A 16,301-nucleotide genomic window follows, 5' to 3' on the forward strand; every position below is an offset into this window, starting at 1 on the left:
ATGGCAATCTATAAGAGCAATGGTGATCGTGTTCCCGATCACATCCTGAAAATGGCTGAAGAAGCCAAATCGGGCGGCGTGGACCGCCGCGAATTCCTGGCTATGGCCAGCGTCTTCGGCGCATCGACGGCAATGGCCTATGGCATGCTCGGCCTCGCCGCGCCGACCCCGGCCCGGGCCGAGGACGTGCAGGGCAAGAAGGGCGGCGTGCTCAAGGTCGCGATGTCGATCAAGGATCCGAAGGATCCGCGCACCGCCGACTGGTCCGAAATCTCCAATGCCGAGCGCCAGGCGCTCGAGCCGCTGGTGAAATACACGAAGGAATATACCTTCGCGCCGTATCTGCTGGCGAGCTGGGACATCAACGACGACGCCACCGAATACACGCTGCATGTGCGGCCGGGCGTCGAATGGAACAACGGCGACAAGTTCACGGCCGACGACGTGATCTACAACTTCACGCGCTGGGCGGATAAGGGCGCGGAAGGCAACTCGATGCCTGGCCGCCTCGGCAGCCTCGTTGACGACACGACCAAGAAGCTGCGCGAAGGCTCCGTCGTCAAGGTCGACGACATGACCGTCAAGCTCAAGCTGACCAAGCCCGACATCGCCATCATCCCGAACCTTTGCGACTATCCGGCGCTGGTCGTGCACAAGACCTTCGACGAGAAGGGCGCCAACTTCAAGAGCTGCCCGATCGGCACCGGTCCGTTCGAGCTAGTCTCCTACGACGTCGGCCAGAAGGTGGTCTACAAGCGCCGCGAGACCGGCAAGTGGTGGCAGGGCGAGGCCTTCCTCGACGGCGTCGAGTTCATCGATTACGGCACCGATCCGGCCGCGACCGTCTCTGCCTTCGAGTCGGGCGAAGTCCAGACCAACCACGAAACGACCGCCGACTACATCAAGATCATCGCCGACGTCGGCGCTCCGGTCTCGGAAGTCGTGACGGCTGCCACCGTGGTGTCGCGCTTCAACATCACCCACAAGCCCTATGACGACCAGAAGGTTCGTCAGGCGATGTTGCTTGCCGTCGACAACGCCACCGTGCTGCAGCTCGGCTACGGCAATGCCGGTACGCCGGCCGAAAACCACCACGTCGCGCCGATCCATCCGGAATACGTCAAGCTGCCGGAGGTCAAGCGCGACATCGCCAAGGCCAAGCAGATGCTGACGGAGGCCGGCGCGATCGATTTCGAGCACGAACTGATCAGCAACGACGAGGACTACCACAAGAACACCACGGACGCGATCGCCGCCCAGCTGCGCGAAGCCGGCATCAAGGTGAAGCGCACCGTGCTGCCGAGCTCGACCTTCTGGAACGACTGGACGAAGTATCCGTTCTCGGAAACCAACTGGAACATGCGCCCGCTGGGCATCCAGGTGATCGCCATCGCTTACCGCACCGGTGAAGCTTGGAACGAGACGGCCTACGCCAATCCGGACTTCGACAAGAAGGTGAACGAGGCGCTCGGCATTGCCGATGCGGAGAAGCGCAAGGTTGTGATGAAGGATATCGAGCAGACCCTGCAAGATTCCGGCATCATCATCCAGCCTTACTGGCGCAAGCTCTACATCAACATCAAGCCCGAGGTGAAGAACCACTCGATGCACCCCACCTACGAGCACGACTTCGGCAAGGTCTGGCTCGAGCAGGCATGATCCATAGCGCGATGGATACGAGGGGCCGCGGCCCCTCGTATTTGCAGCTTCGTCGCCGTTGCATATCCTGCAGCGGCGGCGGGGCGTCATCCGCTTTTCGAAACAGGGTTGAACGTATCTGACCCCAACCCGGCCGGCAGGGGGGCACATGTTCTCATTCATCGCCAGACGCATCGGCACGATACTGCTCACGATGCTGTGCCTGACGCTGGTCGTCTTCTTTCTCGTCAATCTCGAGCCCAATCTGAAGAAACTGGCGATCAGCCAGACCGAGATGCACACGCCAGCCGACCAGCTCGAAAGCTGGCTGGTCAATCATGGCTACCGGCAGAACTTCTTCGTGCGCTACGGCCAGTGGCTGGGGGTCCTGCCGAAGCATCCGATCACCGATCCGGCGACCGGCAAGACGACGCAGCGCTTCTCGTTCTGCAACGACCCGGCCGAGCCGCAATTCTCCGGCGTCCTGCAGGGCGATTTCGGCTGCTCGACCAAGTTCAAGACGACGGTCGCGGCCAAGCTGTTCCCGGCCCTCGGCGCCACCGGATTGTTGATGTTCTGGGTGCTGGCGGTGATGGTGCCGATCTCGCTGCTGATCGGCATTCTCGCCGGCATGCGCGAGGGCTCGCGCACCGACCGCGTGCTGTCGGTGGCCTCGATCGCCTCGACGGCGACGCCCGAATACGTGTCGGGCGTCATCTTCACCGTCATCTTCGCATCTTGGCTCGGTTGGCTGAACGGCTCGGCGGCGTCCGCCAGCCAGGGCATAACCTTCTACAATTTCACGCTGCCGGTGATCACCCTGGCGATCTACGGCATCGGCTATATCGCGCGCATGACACGCGCCTCGATGGTCGAGGTGATGACGCAGCAATATATCCGCACCGCCCGGCTGAAGGGCCTGTCCTTCAGCAGCGTGGTCATCAAGCATGCGTTGCGCAACGCGCTGATCGCGCCCTTCACCGTCATCATGCTGCAGTTCCCGTGGCTGCTCACCGGCGTTGTCATCGTCGAGGTGATGTTCCGCTACCAGGGGTTCGGCTACACGCTGGTCGAGGCGGCCGGCAACAACGACATCGACCTGCTGCTCGGCTGCTCGCTGGTCTCGGTGTTCATCGTGCTGATCACGCAGCTGATTTCCGACGTCGGCTACGCGTTTCTCAATCCGCGTATCAGGGTTCAGTAGGGGCAGGGGCCGATGCAAACCGAATATATCAGCGCCTTCAACGTGGTTATCGGCGTGCTCTGGCGGTTCTGGCCGGTGTGGGTCGGGCTCATCCTGGTGATGGGCGCCAGCTTTACCTACAAGAAGCGGCTTGGGCTTTACGGCCAGCTCTTCGACAGCGGCGTCGGCATCGCCGGCGTCTTCATCTGCCTGTTCTGGCTGTTCACGGCGATCTTCGCCTCCACCATCTCGCCCTTCGATCCGCTGGCGCAGGTCTCGGTGATGAAGGATACGCTGCCCGGGGCGATCGAGCCGGCATCGAAGCTCGTCTATTATTTCGGCGGCGACAAGCTTGCCCGCGACGTGTTCTCGCGGATGGTCTATGGTAGCCAGATCGTGCTGATCATCGCGCCGGCCGCCACCGGCTTCGCGCTGATGGTCGGCATCACGCTCGGCCTGCCGGCTGGTTATTATGGCGGCAAGATCGACACGCTCTTGTCGTTCCTTGCCAATCTGGTGCTGGCCTTCCCGGTCATCCTCTTGTTCTACCTGCTGGTAACGCCGGGCATCATGGACACGCCGATCCCCTATGGGATGGCGGGGCTGTTCTTCCTGTTCCCGATCATCTTCTTCTGCGTGCTGTTCTGGACTCGCTACAAGAACCGGCCGGACCGGCTCTATATCCTGCTCGGCATCACGCTGGTCCTAGGCGGCTGGATCTATACGGGCCTCGTCTTCGACAAGGATCCGCTGCGCATCGTCCATATCGATCCCAACCAGCTCAACATCTTCGTGGCGGTGGTGTTCGCCTCCAGCCCGGGCGTGTTCCGCATCGTGCGCGGGCTGACCATGGACATCAAGACGCGCGATTATGTGGCGGCGGCGCAGACGCGCGGTGAATCGCCCTGGTACATCATGCTGTGGGAGATCCTGCCCAATGCGCGGGGTCCGCTGATCGTCGATGCCTGCCTGCGCATCGGCTACACGACGATCCTGCTCGGAACGCTCGGCTATTTCGGCCTGGGCCTGGCGCCGGAAAGCCCCGACTGGGGCACCGCGATCAAGGACGCCAGCCGCCTCTTGCGGTCCTTCATCCACCCGGCGCTGCCGCCGACGATCGCGCTGATGTCGTTCGTGCTGGGGCTGAACCTGTTGGCGGATTCGCTGCGTGAACAGTCGATGAAAGATTGATGGCGGGGTTTTCGGCCCCATCTTCCAAGGACCAAGGATTGGAGCGACCCATGAACGAGGCAGTTCGAGATCCAGCCAAGGCGACCAGTCAGCCGATCATCGAGATCGAGAACCTCTCGATCTCCTTCTTCACCCGCAAGGGCGAGATCCCGGCCGTGATGGATTTTTCCTGCACGGTCATGCCCGGCGAGGCGATGGGGATCGTCGGCGAGTCCGGCTGCGGCAAGTCGACCGTGTCGCTCGGGATCATGCGCGACCTCTCCAACATCGGGAAGATCGTCGGCGGAAAGATCAAGTTCCAGGGCAAGGACATGGGCGAGCTCTCCGAGGATGAGCTGCGCTCGATCCGCGGCAACAAGATCGCCATGATCTACCAGGAGCCGATGGCGAGCCTCAATCCGGCGATGAAGATCGGCCAGCAGCTGATGGAAGTGCCGCTGATCCACGACAAGGTGTCGAAGGAAGAGGCCTACAACCGCGCCCTGGAGATGGTGCGGGCGGTGAAGCTGCCCGATCCGGAGCGCATGATGCGCTCCTATCCGCACCAGCTGTCCGGCGGCCAGCAGCAGCGCATCGTCATCGCCATGGCGCTGCTGTCGAAACCGGCGCTGCTTCTGCTCGACGAGCCGACGACGGCGCTCGACGTTACCGTCGAGGCCGGCATCGTCGAGCTGGTCAAGGGTCTGGGCGAGAAGTTCGGCACCTCGATGATCTTCGTGTCGCACAATCTCGGCCTCATCCTCGAGACCTGCGACAAGATCACGGTGATGTATTCGGGCGAGGCGGTCGAGACCGGCAAGATCGAGGACGTGTTCGACCGGATGCGCCACCCCTACACGCAAGGGCTGTTCCGTTCGATCCCGCTGCCTGGCGCCGACAAGAACTCGCGGCCGCTGATCTCCATTCCTGGACAGTTGCCGCTGCCGCATGAGCGGCCGAAGGGCTGCAATTTCGGGCCACGCTGCCACCATTTCGTCGAGGGCGTCTGCAACGCCGCGGAAATCCCGATGATCCCGGTCGAGGGCCATGAGGGCCATTTCTCGCGCTGCGTGCGGTTCAACGAGATCGACTGGGAGGCGCTGCCGCCCGGTGCCAAGAAGGTCAACGAAAAGGTCGAGCCCGGCGCGCCGGTGCTCAAGATCGACGATCTCAAGAAATACTACAAGGTGGGCGGCAGCGAGGTGTTCGGCTCGAGCGAAGGCCGCGTCGTCAAGGCCAACGAGACGATCTCGTTCACCGCGCGCGAATCCGAGACGGTCGCGATCGTCGGCGAATCCGGCTGCGGCAAGTCGACGCTCGCCAAGGTGTTGTTGGGCCTCGAGACCGCAAGCTCCGGCACCGTGACGCTGGGCAACAAGGAGATCCAGTCGACCGGCATCGAGCGCCGCAATGTCGAGACGGTGTCTTCGATCCAGATGGTGTTCCAGAATCCGTTCGACACGCTGAACCCCAGCCACACGGTCGGCTCGCAGATCATCCGCACGCTGGAGAAGTTCAAAGTCGGCAGGACAGTCGCCGAGCGGCGCCAGCGGATGCTGGAACTGCTCGACCTGGTGAAGCTGCCGCGCGCCTTCGAAACGCGCAAGCCGCGCCAGTTGTCGGGCGGGCAGAAGCAGCGTATCGGCGTCGCGCGCGCATTTGCCGGCGACGCCAAGGTGGTGGTGGCCGACGAGCCGGTCTCGGCCCTCGACGTCTCGGTGCAGGCGGCGGTGACCGAGCTGTTGATGGACATCCAGCGCAAGAACAAGACCACGATGCTGTTCATCAGCCACGACCTGTCGGTGGTGCGCTACATCGCCGACCGCGTCGTCGTCATGTATCTCGGCTACATCGTCGAGCAAGGCACGACCGATCAGATCTTCTCGCCGCCTTACCATCCCTATACCGAGGCGCTGCTGTCGGCTATCCCGATCGCCGACACCAGCGTGGTGAAGAAGCACATCGTGCTGGAAGGCGACATCCCGTCGGCGATGAACCCGCCGACCGGCTGCCCGTTCCAGACGCGCTGCGGCTACAAGAAGCTGGTGCCCGACAATCTGTGCGAGACCAAGGTGCCGCCGGTGAAGAATCTCGGCAACGGCCATATGAGCCTGTGCTGGCTCTCGGACGATGTCCTGGCCAGGATGGAACCGGTCATCAAGTTCGACAAGGAACATGCCGCGCGTGAAGGCGTGCCGGATGATGCGCCGCACGGCGAGGGGCCAGGCTTTGCCGGTTCGCCGCCGCAGCGGCCCGACGGCAAAAACGCCAGCGCGGAGGCCGATGCGATCGGAAAGGGCGTCGAGGAGAACGACCAGGTGCTCAAAGCCCGTCGCCACGAAGTGCGCGACGAGGATTCGGAAACCGGTGTCTCAAGGCCGAAGGACACGACAAGGCGGCACTAGACCCGGTTCCTTAACATAGAAGTTTTGACCGGTTGGTTATGTGTGCGTTGGCAAAGCCCATGCCTTTGGCGATTGGCCGAGACGCCTATCGCGATCGTCATCCACGGGCGGAGCAAGGAGCGTAGCGACGCGCGCGGACCCGAGGATCCATGCCGTGATATGGAAGTGCCGCGGCGGCCCAGAAATTTTGCACCATTGCACAATTCGGTCAGGGTAACGGAATGGATTCTAGGGTCTGCGCGCGTCGCTACGCTCCTTGCTCCGCCCTAGAATGACGAGGTTCAGGAGCCTTCAGCTCATCGCCAGCGTTTGCGTTGATAGCCTTGCCCGACAAGCCTTCAATCTTTCAAAATCACCGTGTTGAGGAACTAGCTGCCGCACTGCCGCATCTGCGCGGCGTAATCGCGCGCCATCTGGTCGGTGGCGCGCGCGTAGTTTTGAACGCCGCCATCGCCGCGGTTGCCGCGGCCATACGCGGTCCAGCCGAGATAATAGGCCAGATAGAGATTGTAGGTGTCGTTGCGGGCGACGCCGAAAGTGTCGGCCGTCTTTGAGTGGTACCAGCCGACGAAATCGATGGCGTCGGCAAAGCGCGTACGGCGCGCCGCCCAGTTGCCGGTCTCGCTTTGATATTGCGACCATGTGCCGTCGAGCGCCTGCGAGTAGCCGGTGGCGCTCGAGACATGCCTCCACGGGATGAAGCCGAGCAGCTTGGTGCGCGGCGGGCGGGCATTGCTCTTGAAGCCGGATTCCTTGCGCACCGTCGCCATCAGCACGGGGACGGGAACGCCGTATTTCCGCTCGGTCCGTTCGGCGGCGGACTGCCAGTTGTCGAACCAGCCGTCATTCTGGTCGAAGACCGCGCAGACATTGTTGATGTGACTGGGCGCCGTCGCGCAGGCCGAAAGCGCCAGCAGCACGGAAACAGCGACAATTTTACTAAAACTCGACCTATGCATTGGAAGACGAATAGGCCGAAATCATAAAAGGAGTGTTGCGCGCTTCCTTAACGAGGGGTGGGAAGCGCGAAAAGCTAAGTATCGATATCACGACTACTCGTGTCGCTATTCTTTTCCTCGATTTTGAAAAATGCCGCCTTGGCTAAAATCACGCCGGCAAATGGCGAATTCCTGACAGCTCGCATGCGATGCCGGCGCTCTGATGCGCGCATGAGCGAACCAAGACGCAAGCGCGGCGCCGAGCGCACCAGCAACCGGGGACCAGCCGCCATCCCGCAACTACCGCGGCGGCGGGTGGACAATCCCTATCCGCCGATGGCGCTGCTGTCGGCCGACCAGATCGAAGCCATCCACCAGGCATCGATGCACATACTGGAGAATTTCGGCATCGAGGTGATGAGCGCACGCGCCCTGTCGCTGTTCGAGCGCGCCGGCGCCAAGGTCGACCACGGCTCGATGAATGTGCGCATCGATCGCGGCATGGTCGAGGAGGCGCTGAAGTCGACGCGCTCGGCCTATACGCTGACGCCCCGAAACCCAGATCACGCCATCCATCTTGGCGGCAGCACCATCAACTTCACGCTCGTCGCCGGGCCGCCCAATGTGCATGACATGGAACGCGGCCGCCGCGCCGGCAACCTCGCCGACTACTCGGACCTCGTCCGGCTGGCGCAGCATTTCAACTGCATCCACATGCTGGGCAACCAGGTCTGCGCCCCGGTCGAGCTGCCGGCGAACACCAGGCATATGGATACCTATTTCGCCAATCTGACGCTGACCGACAAATGCTTCCACGTCTCGGCGATCGGGCGGGGCAGGGCGCTAGACGGCATCGAGATGATGGCGATCGCGCGCGGGCTGACGCTTGAGCAGATGGGAGAGGACCCCGGCGTCACCACCATCATTTCGGTCAACTCGCCGCGCCGCTTCGACGAGATGATGGCCGAAGGGCTGATGACCATGGCCGAATACGGCCAGTCGGTGGCGGTGACGCCGTTCACGCTGATGGGGGCGATGAGCCCGGTAACGCTGGCCGGCGCGCTGGCGCAGCAGAATGCCGAAGCGCTGTTCGGCATCGTGCTGACGCAGCTGGTGCGTCCGGGTGCGCCGGTGATGTATGGCGCCTTCACCTCCAATGTCGACATGAAGTCGGGCGCGCCCGCCTTCGGCACGCCGGAGAACACCAAGGCCAACATCGCTTCCGGGCAGTTGGCGCGGCGTTACAAATTGCCTTACCGCACGACGCCTGGCTCGGCCTCCAATGCCGCCGATGCGCAGGGCGCCTACGAGACGCTGATGGCGCTGTGGGGCGCGGTGCTCGGCCACGGCAATCTCGTCTACCACGCCGCCGGCTGGCAGGAAGGCGGGCTGACGGCGTCGTTCGAAAAGCTCATCATCGATGTCGAGATGATCCAGCACATGATGGAGTTCCTGCGGCCGATCGTCGTCGACGAGGCGGAACTTGCGGTCGAGGCGCTCGGCGCGGTGCCGACCGGCGGCCACTTCTTCGGCGAGCCGCACACGCTGGAGCGCTACGCCACCGCCTTCTACCAGCCGATGCTTTCCAACTGGCAGAATTACGAGGCCTGGCAGGAGGCGGGTGCGCTCGACACGACGGCGCGCGCGACGCGGCTGTGGAAGAAGGCGCTGGAGGAATATGTCCAGCCGGCCATGGATCCCGCGGTGCGCGAGGCGCTCGAAGCCTATATGGCGCGCCGCAAGGAAGCGATTGGGCAGGGTGAGCCGTGAGGGAACAGCTTCCCATCCTGATTCATTTCAATCTCTCAACTCACTGAACCAACGAGAAAAGTCCATGAAGTCGCATGCAAAGGTCGTGGTCATCGGTGGCGGTGTCGTCGGATGCTCGGTGCTGTTCCATCTTGCCCGCCATGGCTGGACCGACGTCGTGCTTCTGGAGCGCGACGAACTGACGTCGGGGTCGACCTGGCATGCGGCCGGCGGCATGCACACCATCAACGGCGACCCCAACGTCGCCAAGCTGCAGAAATACACGATCTCGCTCTACAAGGAGATCGAGGAACTGTCGGGGCAGGCCACCGGCGTGCACCTCACGGGCGGCGTGCTACTAGCGGCGACCGAAGCGCGGCTCGACTGGCTGCGCGGCGTGGTGTCCAAGGGCCGCTATCTCGGCATCGACCTCGAAGTGATCTCGGCCAAGGAAGCGGCGGAACTGATGCCGCTCATCGATCCCAGCCAGTTTGTCGGCGCCGTCCGCAACAAGGAGGACGGCCATCTCGACCCGTCCGGCGTGACGCATGCCTATGCCAAGGCGGCGCGGAAACTGGGGGCCGAGGTCGAGCGCTTCACCAAGGTCGAGGACATCGTGCGCCGTCCCGACGGGCTGTGGCGGATCATCACCAACAAGGGGGATATCATTGCCGAGCACGTCGTCAATGCCGGCGGTCTGTGGGCGCGCGAGGTCGGCCGCATGGTCGGGCTCGAGCTGCCGGTGCTGGCCATGGAGCACATGTACCTGATCACCGAGGACATGCCGGAAGTCGCCGACTGGAACAAGAAGACCGGCACCGAGATCATACACGCGGTCGATTTCGACGGTGAGCTCTATCTGCGCCAGGAGCGCGGCGGCATGCTGATGGGCACTTACGAGAAGGCCAACAAGGTCTGGTCCGAATTTTCCACACCTTGGAATTTCGGCCATGAGCTCTTGGAGCCGGACATAGACCGCATCGCCCCGTCGCTCGAAGTCGGCTTCCGCCATTTTCCGGCCTTCCAGAAAACCGGCATCAAGCAGATCATCAACGGCCCCTTCACCTTCGCCCCCGACGGCAATCCGCTGGTCGGTCCGGTGCGCGGCTTGCCTGGCTTCTGGGTTGCCTGCGGCGTCATGGCAGGCTTCAGCCAGGGCGGCGGCGTGGGGCTTGCGCTCTCCAACTGGATGATCGAGGGCGATCCGGGCGCCGACATCTGGGCCATGGACGTGGCGCGCTATGGCGACTGGGCGACAATGGCCTACACCAACGCCAAGGTGCGCGAGAATTATTCGCGCCGTTTCTCAATCCGCTTCCCCAATGAGGAACTGCCGGCCGGGCGGCCGCTGAAGACGACGCCTCTCTATGACACGCTTGCCGCCAAGGGCGCGCAATGGGGCGTGTCATACGGCTTGGAAGTGCCGCTCTGGTATGCGCCGGATGGCGTCAAGGACGAGTTTTCCTGGCGGCGTTCGACTGACTTCGACCATGTTGCCAAGGAAGTCGCGGCGCTGCGCGACGGCGTCGGCCTGTCGGAGATCTCGAACTTCGCCAAATACAAGGTGACCGGCGAGGGCGCGGCCGCCTGGCTCGACCGCATGCTTGCCTGCAGGCTGCCAAAGCGCGGCCGCATGACCCTGGCGCCGATGCTGAAGGACGACGGCAAACTCATCGGCGATTTCACTTTGGCCAACATCGACGACGCAGAGTGGTTCATCGCCGGCTCCGGCATCGCCGAGCAATACCACATGCGCTGGTTCGAGGCGCATCTGCCGAAGGACGGCTCGGTGCAAATCGAGGCGCTGGGACAGAAGCTCACCGGCCTTGCGATCACCGGGCCGAAGGCCAGGGAAGTGTTCGCCAAGGTCACCCGCGCCGATGTCTCCAACGCTGCGTTCCCTTTCATGGCGGTTGCGCGGATGGATATCGGCATGGCGCCATGCCTGATAGGCCGCGTCAGCTACACCGGCGATCTCGGCTACGAGATCTGGGTAGCGCCCGAATATCAGCGCGCCGCATACCAGGCGCTGCTGGCCGCGGGCGAAGCGGCAGGCATCGGCCTGTTCGGCTCGCGCGCGCTCAATGCGCTGAGACTCGAGAAGAACTATGGCTCATGGGCGCGCGAGTACCGGCCGATCTATGGGCCGCTTGAGGCCGGGCTCGACCGCTTCGTCGCCTATGGCAAGGACGCTGATTTCATCGGCAAGGAAGCAGCACTTACCGAGCGCAAAGACGGCGGCAAGCTCAGGCTGCGCAGCTTCATCGTCGACGCCACCGATGCCGATGTGATCGGCGACGAGGCGATCTGGCATGACGGCGTTGTGCGCGGCTGGGTCACCTCGGGCGGCTATGCGCATCACTCGAAGAAGTCGGTCGCGATGGGTTATGTGCCCAAGGAGATCGCCGACAGACCGGACGGTTTCGAGATCGAGATCCTCGGCAAGCGCCATGCGGCGCGCATCCAGGCGGCGCCGCTGTTCGACGCCAATTTCGAGCGGATGCGCGGCTAGAGCAGGATGACGTTTCGTTGAATCGTCATACTGCTCTAACTCTTTGTTGGAGCATGATCTTTTCCGAAAACCGGTTCCCACTTTTCGGGATCATGCTCTAGAGCAATTCCGGGAAAAGTGCGAAGCGGTTTCCGATCCGGAATTGCGTCAAAACAAAAAGCCTCCAGGCGCGTACCCTTCGATGCTTCAGGCGCTGCGGCGGTTATCCAGCGCGAAGGCGCCGGCCCCGGCGAAGATCAGATAGAGGAAGATGAAGCAGAAGGAGATCGCCGAGTCGCCGCCGTTGTTGACGGGGAAGAAGTCGCGCGGCATGTGCGCCATGAAATAGGCGATCGCCATTTCGCCGGCCAGGAGGAAAGCGACCGGGCGGGTGAAGAGGCCGAGCGCCAGCAGGATGCCGCCGGCGAATTCGAGAATGCCGGCAGCCGTCGTCAACCCGGTGAGGGCATGTGGCTCGGCAGCGGCCGGGAAGTTGAACAGCTTCTGCGAGCCATGTTCGATGAACTGCAAGGCGGTCATGATGCGCAACACGCCCAACGCTTGCGGACGGTACTGGGCAAGGCTTTCGAAAAGCTTCATCTAAAACTCCATTGTACGCCGCTCGGGCCTTAAGTTATCGCCCGGCGACGGACCACTCACTTCCCATGGCCTGCCATCAACAATCGGTGAGTGGAAATGACTTCAATCCCCATATTTTTTCTCTCTATGGTTGCATACGTATCCTTATGGTTGTATTACTAAGGGTGACGCATCAAACCAGGCAGGTCCCTTAACCATGAGAAAAGTCGTCATCAGCCTATTCGCAATCCTTGCGGGCACCAGCTTCGCCGCAGCCGCAGACACCGGCTGCGACGCCTTCAAATGGCCGGTTGAACGTGAGCAGGCCCTGTTTCCGGCCGCGCCCGCCGCCCAGTCCGGCGCCACCCTGTCGGTCGGCGAAGCGGTGGATTTCTCGCTCGCGGCTGTCGACACGGTCAGCTTTGAAGTGCCGCCTGACCGTGCACCGAAAGCCGGCACCTTCGGCGCGACGGCAAATGTGACGGTGCCGCCTGAAGGCGAGCTGCAGTTCAGCCTCTCCGACGAGGCCTGGATCGATGTCGTGCAGGATGGCAAGATCGTGAAATCGGCGGCTTTCAGCGGCGTGAAGACTTGCCCGGGCATTCGCAAAAGCGTGCGTTTCAAGCTCCAGGGCGGAGCGGCCGTCGTCCAGCTCAGCGGCGCCAAGAAAGCCGATCTGAAGCTGGCGGTGCTGACGCCGGAGTGATCCAGCGCCAGCCCGCCGAGGTGCTATTACCGAACCGGCGCCAGCAGCGCGAAATGCGCGCCTTGGGGGTCCTGGCACTGGATGATCCACTGGCCGCTCGGCACGTCCATCGGACCCATGATGACCTTGCCGCCATTGTCGGTGACGCGCTTGGCGGCGGCGTCGATGGCGTCGACGTTGAAATAGAACTGCCAGACGGGAACCGGGATCTGCGGCGGCTTGTTCATGATGCCGCCGCCGGATTCGGGGCCGGCGCCAAAAGTCTGGTAGATACCCATCTCGCCCATGTCGAACTGGCCGGCGCTCTCCCAGCCGAACTGGCTGGAATAGAAATCGAAGGCGGCTTTCCAGTCCGATGTGTAGAGCTCATGCCAACCGACATGGCCGGGCGTGGTCGCCGGCACCGGCGGCTGCTCGGCCTGATTGGGCTGCAGGAACATGAAGGATGCCCCTTGCGGGTCCGCGACGACGGCGAAGCGGCCAACGCCCGGAATGTCGTCCGGTGCGCGGTGGACGGCGCCGCCGGCGTCCTTGAGCGCTTGTGTCGAGGCGTCGGCATCCTTGGTGTAGATGTAGCCCATCCAGGCTGGCGGCATGCCCATCTTGGCGGGCTCTTCCGGCATCGTCATCAGCCCGCCGACGCCGCGCATGGCGGAGTTCACGACGATGTAGCGGGGCATGCCGGGCGCCTTGTCGAAGGGCTCGGCCCGCCAGCCGACAACGGCGGTGTAGAAAGCCTCGGCGGCGTCGAGGTCGGTGGTCATCAACTCGTACCAGAAGAAAGGTTGCGGGGATTTCGGCATGGTCGGTCTCCTCACCGGTTCAGGCAGCGATCGTTGTTCGATCCATCCTAAGGTATGTTGATATTCAGGTGATGCCGGCCTGCAAACGCCGGTTTCCTGCGCTTCCGGTGCTCACGTACTTGAGTACGCTCCGCTCCGGTTCTCGAAAACCGCCGTTTTCGGCGCGGCCTGACCTGAATCTCAACACACCTTAGGACGATCCTGACGACAGGAATCCGACATCTGGGCCAGAATTCGAGGACGGCAAGCGGCTTAAATCGCGTCGCGCTGAAACGGATTCAGGCGGCGCGCTTTGAGTCCTTCTCTTGATGCATGTCGTTGTCACCCAGAACCGCTGCACACTTCTCGCTGACATGCATTAGGCCCACGATCTTGCGTATCCGGCGCTTTTCGACTTTGCTGGCCTCAAAGAGGGGGCTGTCTTCATGCGTCGAATGTCACTCACGCCTGAGCTCGTGGCCTTGTGCCATCGCGACGAGGTCGACCCTGGTCCCGATGGCAGCTGGACACAGCTAAGCGATGATGATTTCCGGACGCTTGCCATGCGCCTGTCCGGCGAAGCCGACGACGGTCCGCTGTGGGTGTTCGCCTATGGCTCGCTGATCTGGAAGCCGGCCTTCGAGTCCATTGAGCAAAGGCGCGCGGCCGCGCATGGCTGGCACCGCTCGTTCTGCCTCGACATAAAGCGCTGGCGCGGTAGCCGCGAGCAGCCTGGATTGATGATGGCGCTGGAACGGGGCGGGCGCTGCGACGGGGTCATCTATCGTTTGCCGGATGGCGAGAAACCAGCCCAGATCGAGCGATTGCTGCGGCGTGAAATCGACGACCACGAAAGCGTCAGCTCGGTCCGCTGGGTTCCGGTAAGAACGGCGCAAGGGTCTTTGCGGGCGCTCGGCTTCTGGGTCGGCGTGACCGGCAAGGGCACTTCGCTCGGGCAGCCGCTGGAAAGCGTGGCGAAGATACTGGCACGCGCCTGCGGCCATGTCGGCTCTGGCGCCGAATATCTCTACAACACCGTCAGCCACCTCGAGACCTTTGGCATCCATGACCGCAATCTGTGGCGGCTGCAGGAACTGGTGGCGGACGAGATCCGGTCCATCCATGGCCACAGCGTCACAAGCCATGACACAGCAAAGGTTGCCGAGCCGGCTATAACATGACTACATTCATCATGTTTTTGCGCAAACAATACAGTGGCTTGGCCGAAAATTGACCAATTGATAAAAAAATAAAACGTGCTAGCCTTCCCCAAAACGACAACAAGGGGAACTGGAATGGCGACTGGTCATTTCATCGAAGGCATTGCCGGCGGCCGGCTGTCTTCCGAGCAATATGCCGACAATTTTTCCGACCTGCATCCGCCGCTCGATCATCACGAGGCGCTGGTCGAGTCCGATCGCTGCTATTTCTGCTACGACGCGCCGTGCATGAACGCGTGCCCGACGTCGATCGACATCCCGCTGTTCATTCGGCAGATCGCGACGGGCAATCCGCTGGGTTCGGCCAAGACGATCTTCGACCAGAATATTCTCGGCGGCATGTGCGCCCGCGTCTGCCCGACCGAGACGCTGTGCGAAGAGGCCTGCGTGCGCGAGGTCGCCGAAGGCAAGCCGGTTCAGATCGGCCGCTTGCAGCGCTATGCCACCGATGTCGCCATGGGCGAGGGTAAGCAGTTCTACAAGCGCGCCGAGCCGACCGGGAAGAGCATCGCCGTGGTCGGCGCCGGCCCGGCGGGGCTGGCGGCGGCGCATCGGCTTGCCCGCCACGGCCATGACGTAACCATCCTCGAGGCGCGGCCGAAGGCCGGCGGGCTCAACGAATACGGCATCGCCGCCTATAAGAGCGTCGACGATTTCGCCCAGGCGGAAGTGGACTATATCACCGCGATCGGCGGCATCGACATCCAGAACGGCAAGGCGCTCGGCCGCGACTTCCAGCTTGCCGACCTGATCCGCAACTATGATGCGGTTTTCCTCGGCATGGGGCTTGGCGGCGTCAACGCGCTGCGCGCCGATGGCGAGGACGCCGACGGCGTCGCCAACGCGGTGGAATTCATCTCCGAACTGCGCCAGGCGAGCGATCTTTCCAGCCTGCCGGTCGGCCGGCGTGTCGTCGTCATCGGCGGTGGCATGACGGCAATCGACGCCGCGGTGCAGTCGAAGCTGCTTGGCGCGGAAGAGGTGACGATCTGCTACCGGCGCGGCCAGGAGCATATGAATGCTTCGGAGTTCGAGCAGGATCTGGCCGCCGCCAACGGCGTCACCATCCGCCACTGGCTGCAGCCGAAGCGCGTCATTGCCGAGAACGGCAAGGTGTCGGCCATCGAGCTCGAATACACCGCCATGAGCGGCGACAAGCTTGTCGGCACCGGCGAGACGCTGCGGCTCAATGCCGACCAGGTGTTCAAGGCGATCGGCCAGAGCTTCGTGCCGGCGCATCTCAACGGCAGCGCGGAACAGATCGAGCTCGAAGGCGGCCGCATCAAGGTCGATGCCGAAGGCCGCACCTCGCTGGCCAAGGTCTGGGCCGGCGGCGACTGCATCTTCGGCGGCGACGATTTGACTGTCTCGGCGGTGGCGCAAGGGCGCGACGCGGCCGAGAGCATCCACCGGGCACTGACCTCTAACGGGAGGGCATGA

Annotated in this window: 12 protein-coding genes; 9 read left to right on the forward strand and 3 right to left on the reverse strand. The window is 62.9% G+C overall.

Features of this window, described 5'->3' with window-relative positions; genetic code table 11:
• The 4 genes from LB523_RS02135 to LB523_RS02150 all read left to right on the forward strand — a co-directional run bounded on the left by LB523_RS02135 (position 1) and on the right by LB523_RS02150 (position 6,396).
• Positions 1 to 1,659 (forward strand): ABC transporter substrate-binding protein, encoded by a 1,659-nt coding sequence (locus tag LB523_RS02135; protein ID WP_140839585.1) that lies wholly within the window; start codon positions 1 to 3, stop codon positions 1,657 to 1,659.
• Positions 1,660 to 1,807: 148 nt separating this feature from the next.
• The gene (locus tag LB523_RS02140) at positions 1,808 to 2,842 is read left to right on the forward strand and encodes an ABC transporter permease (RefSeq protein ID WP_095768933.1); all 1,035 of its coding nucleotides are present in this window, start codon (positions 1,808 to 1,810) and stop codon (positions 2,840 to 2,842) included.
• A gap of 12 nt (positions 2,843 to 2,854) precedes the next feature.
• Positions 2,855 to 4,012, forward strand: a complete 1,158-nt coding sequence (locus LB523_RS02145) for an ABC transporter permease (protein ID WP_140839587.1) — start codon at positions 2,855 to 2,857, stop codon at positions 4,010 to 4,012.
• A gap of 50 nt (positions 4,013 to 4,062) precedes the next feature.
• Entirely contained in the window at positions 4,063 to 6,396 is a 2,334-nt protein-coding gene (locus LB523_RS02150) for an ABC transporter ATP-binding protein (protein WP_224600744.1), read from the forward strand.
• A 368-nt stretch (positions 6,397 to 6,764) separates the two neighbouring features.
• Here LB523_RS02150 and LB523_RS02155 read toward each other — a convergent pair whose 3' ends face one another.
• A complete protein-coding gene (locus LB523_RS02155) occupies positions 6,765 to 7,355 on the reverse strand; it encodes a hypothetical protein (RefSeq protein ID WP_224600745.1) in 591 nt (196 codons plus the stop codon).
• Positions 7,356 to 7,565: 210 nt separating this feature from the next.
• Here LB523_RS02155 and LB523_RS02160 point away from each other — a divergent pair, with 210 nt between their 5' ends.
• Complete coding sequence (locus LB523_RS02160; protein ID WP_224600746.1) at positions 7,566 to 9,104, forward strand: trimethylamine methyltransferase family protein; 1,539 nt, start codon at positions 7,566 to 7,568, stop codon at positions 9,102 to 9,104.
• A 64-nt stretch (positions 9,105 to 9,168) separates the two neighbouring features.
• Positions 9,169 to 11,595, forward strand: a complete 2,427-nt coding sequence (locus tag LB523_RS02165; RefSeq protein WP_224600747.1) for an FAD-dependent oxidoreductase — start codon at positions 9,169 to 9,171, stop codon at positions 11,593 to 11,595.
• 186 nt (positions 11,596 to 11,781) lie between these two features.
• On the opposite strand, the gene LB523_RS02170 is transcribed toward LB523_RS02165, so the two are convergent.
• Positions 11,782 to 12,174 (reverse strand): DoxX family protein, encoded by a 393-nt coding sequence (locus tag LB523_RS02170; RefSeq protein ID WP_224600748.1) that lies wholly within the window; start codon positions 12,172 to 12,174, stop codon positions 11,782 to 11,784.
• Between the two features lie 196 nt (positions 12,175 to 12,370).
• Here LB523_RS02170 and LB523_RS02175 point away from each other — a divergent pair, with 196 nt between their 5' ends.
• Entirely contained in the window at positions 12,371 to 12,859 is a 489-nt protein-coding gene (locus LB523_RS02175) for a hypothetical protein (protein WP_224600749.1), read from the forward strand.
• Positions 12,860 to 12,885: 26 nt separating this feature from the next.
• Here the strand turns inward: LB523_RS02175 and LB523_RS02180 are convergent, their stop codons facing one another.
• On the reverse strand, positions 12,886 to 13,662 hold the full coding sequence (locus LB523_RS02180) for a VOC family protein (RefSeq protein ID WP_224600750.1): 777 nt from the start codon (positions 13,660 to 13,662) through the stop codon (positions 12,886 to 12,888).
• A 425-nt stretch (positions 13,663 to 14,087) separates the two neighbouring features.
• Between LB523_RS02180 and LB523_RS02185 the strand changes: the two genes are divergently transcribed.
• On the forward strand, positions 14,088 to 14,822 hold the full coding sequence (locus LB523_RS02185; RefSeq protein WP_224600751.1) for a gamma-glutamylcyclotransferase: 735 nt from the start codon (positions 14,088 to 14,090) through the stop codon (positions 14,820 to 14,822).
• Between the two features lie 114 nt (positions 14,823 to 14,936).
• Positions 14,937 to 16,301 carry an NAD(P)-dependent oxidoreductase gene (locus tag LB523_RS02190; RefSeq protein ID WP_224531821.1) on the forward strand — a complete coding sequence of 455 codons (1,365 nt, stop codon included), beginning with the start codon at positions 14,937 to 14,939 and terminating at the stop codon, positions 16,299 to 16,301.

The organism is Mesorhizobium sp. ESP-6-4 (assembly GCF_020164735.1).
Lineage (GTDB): Bacteria > Pseudomonadota > Alphaproteobacteria > Rhizobiales > Rhizobiaceae > Mesorhizobium.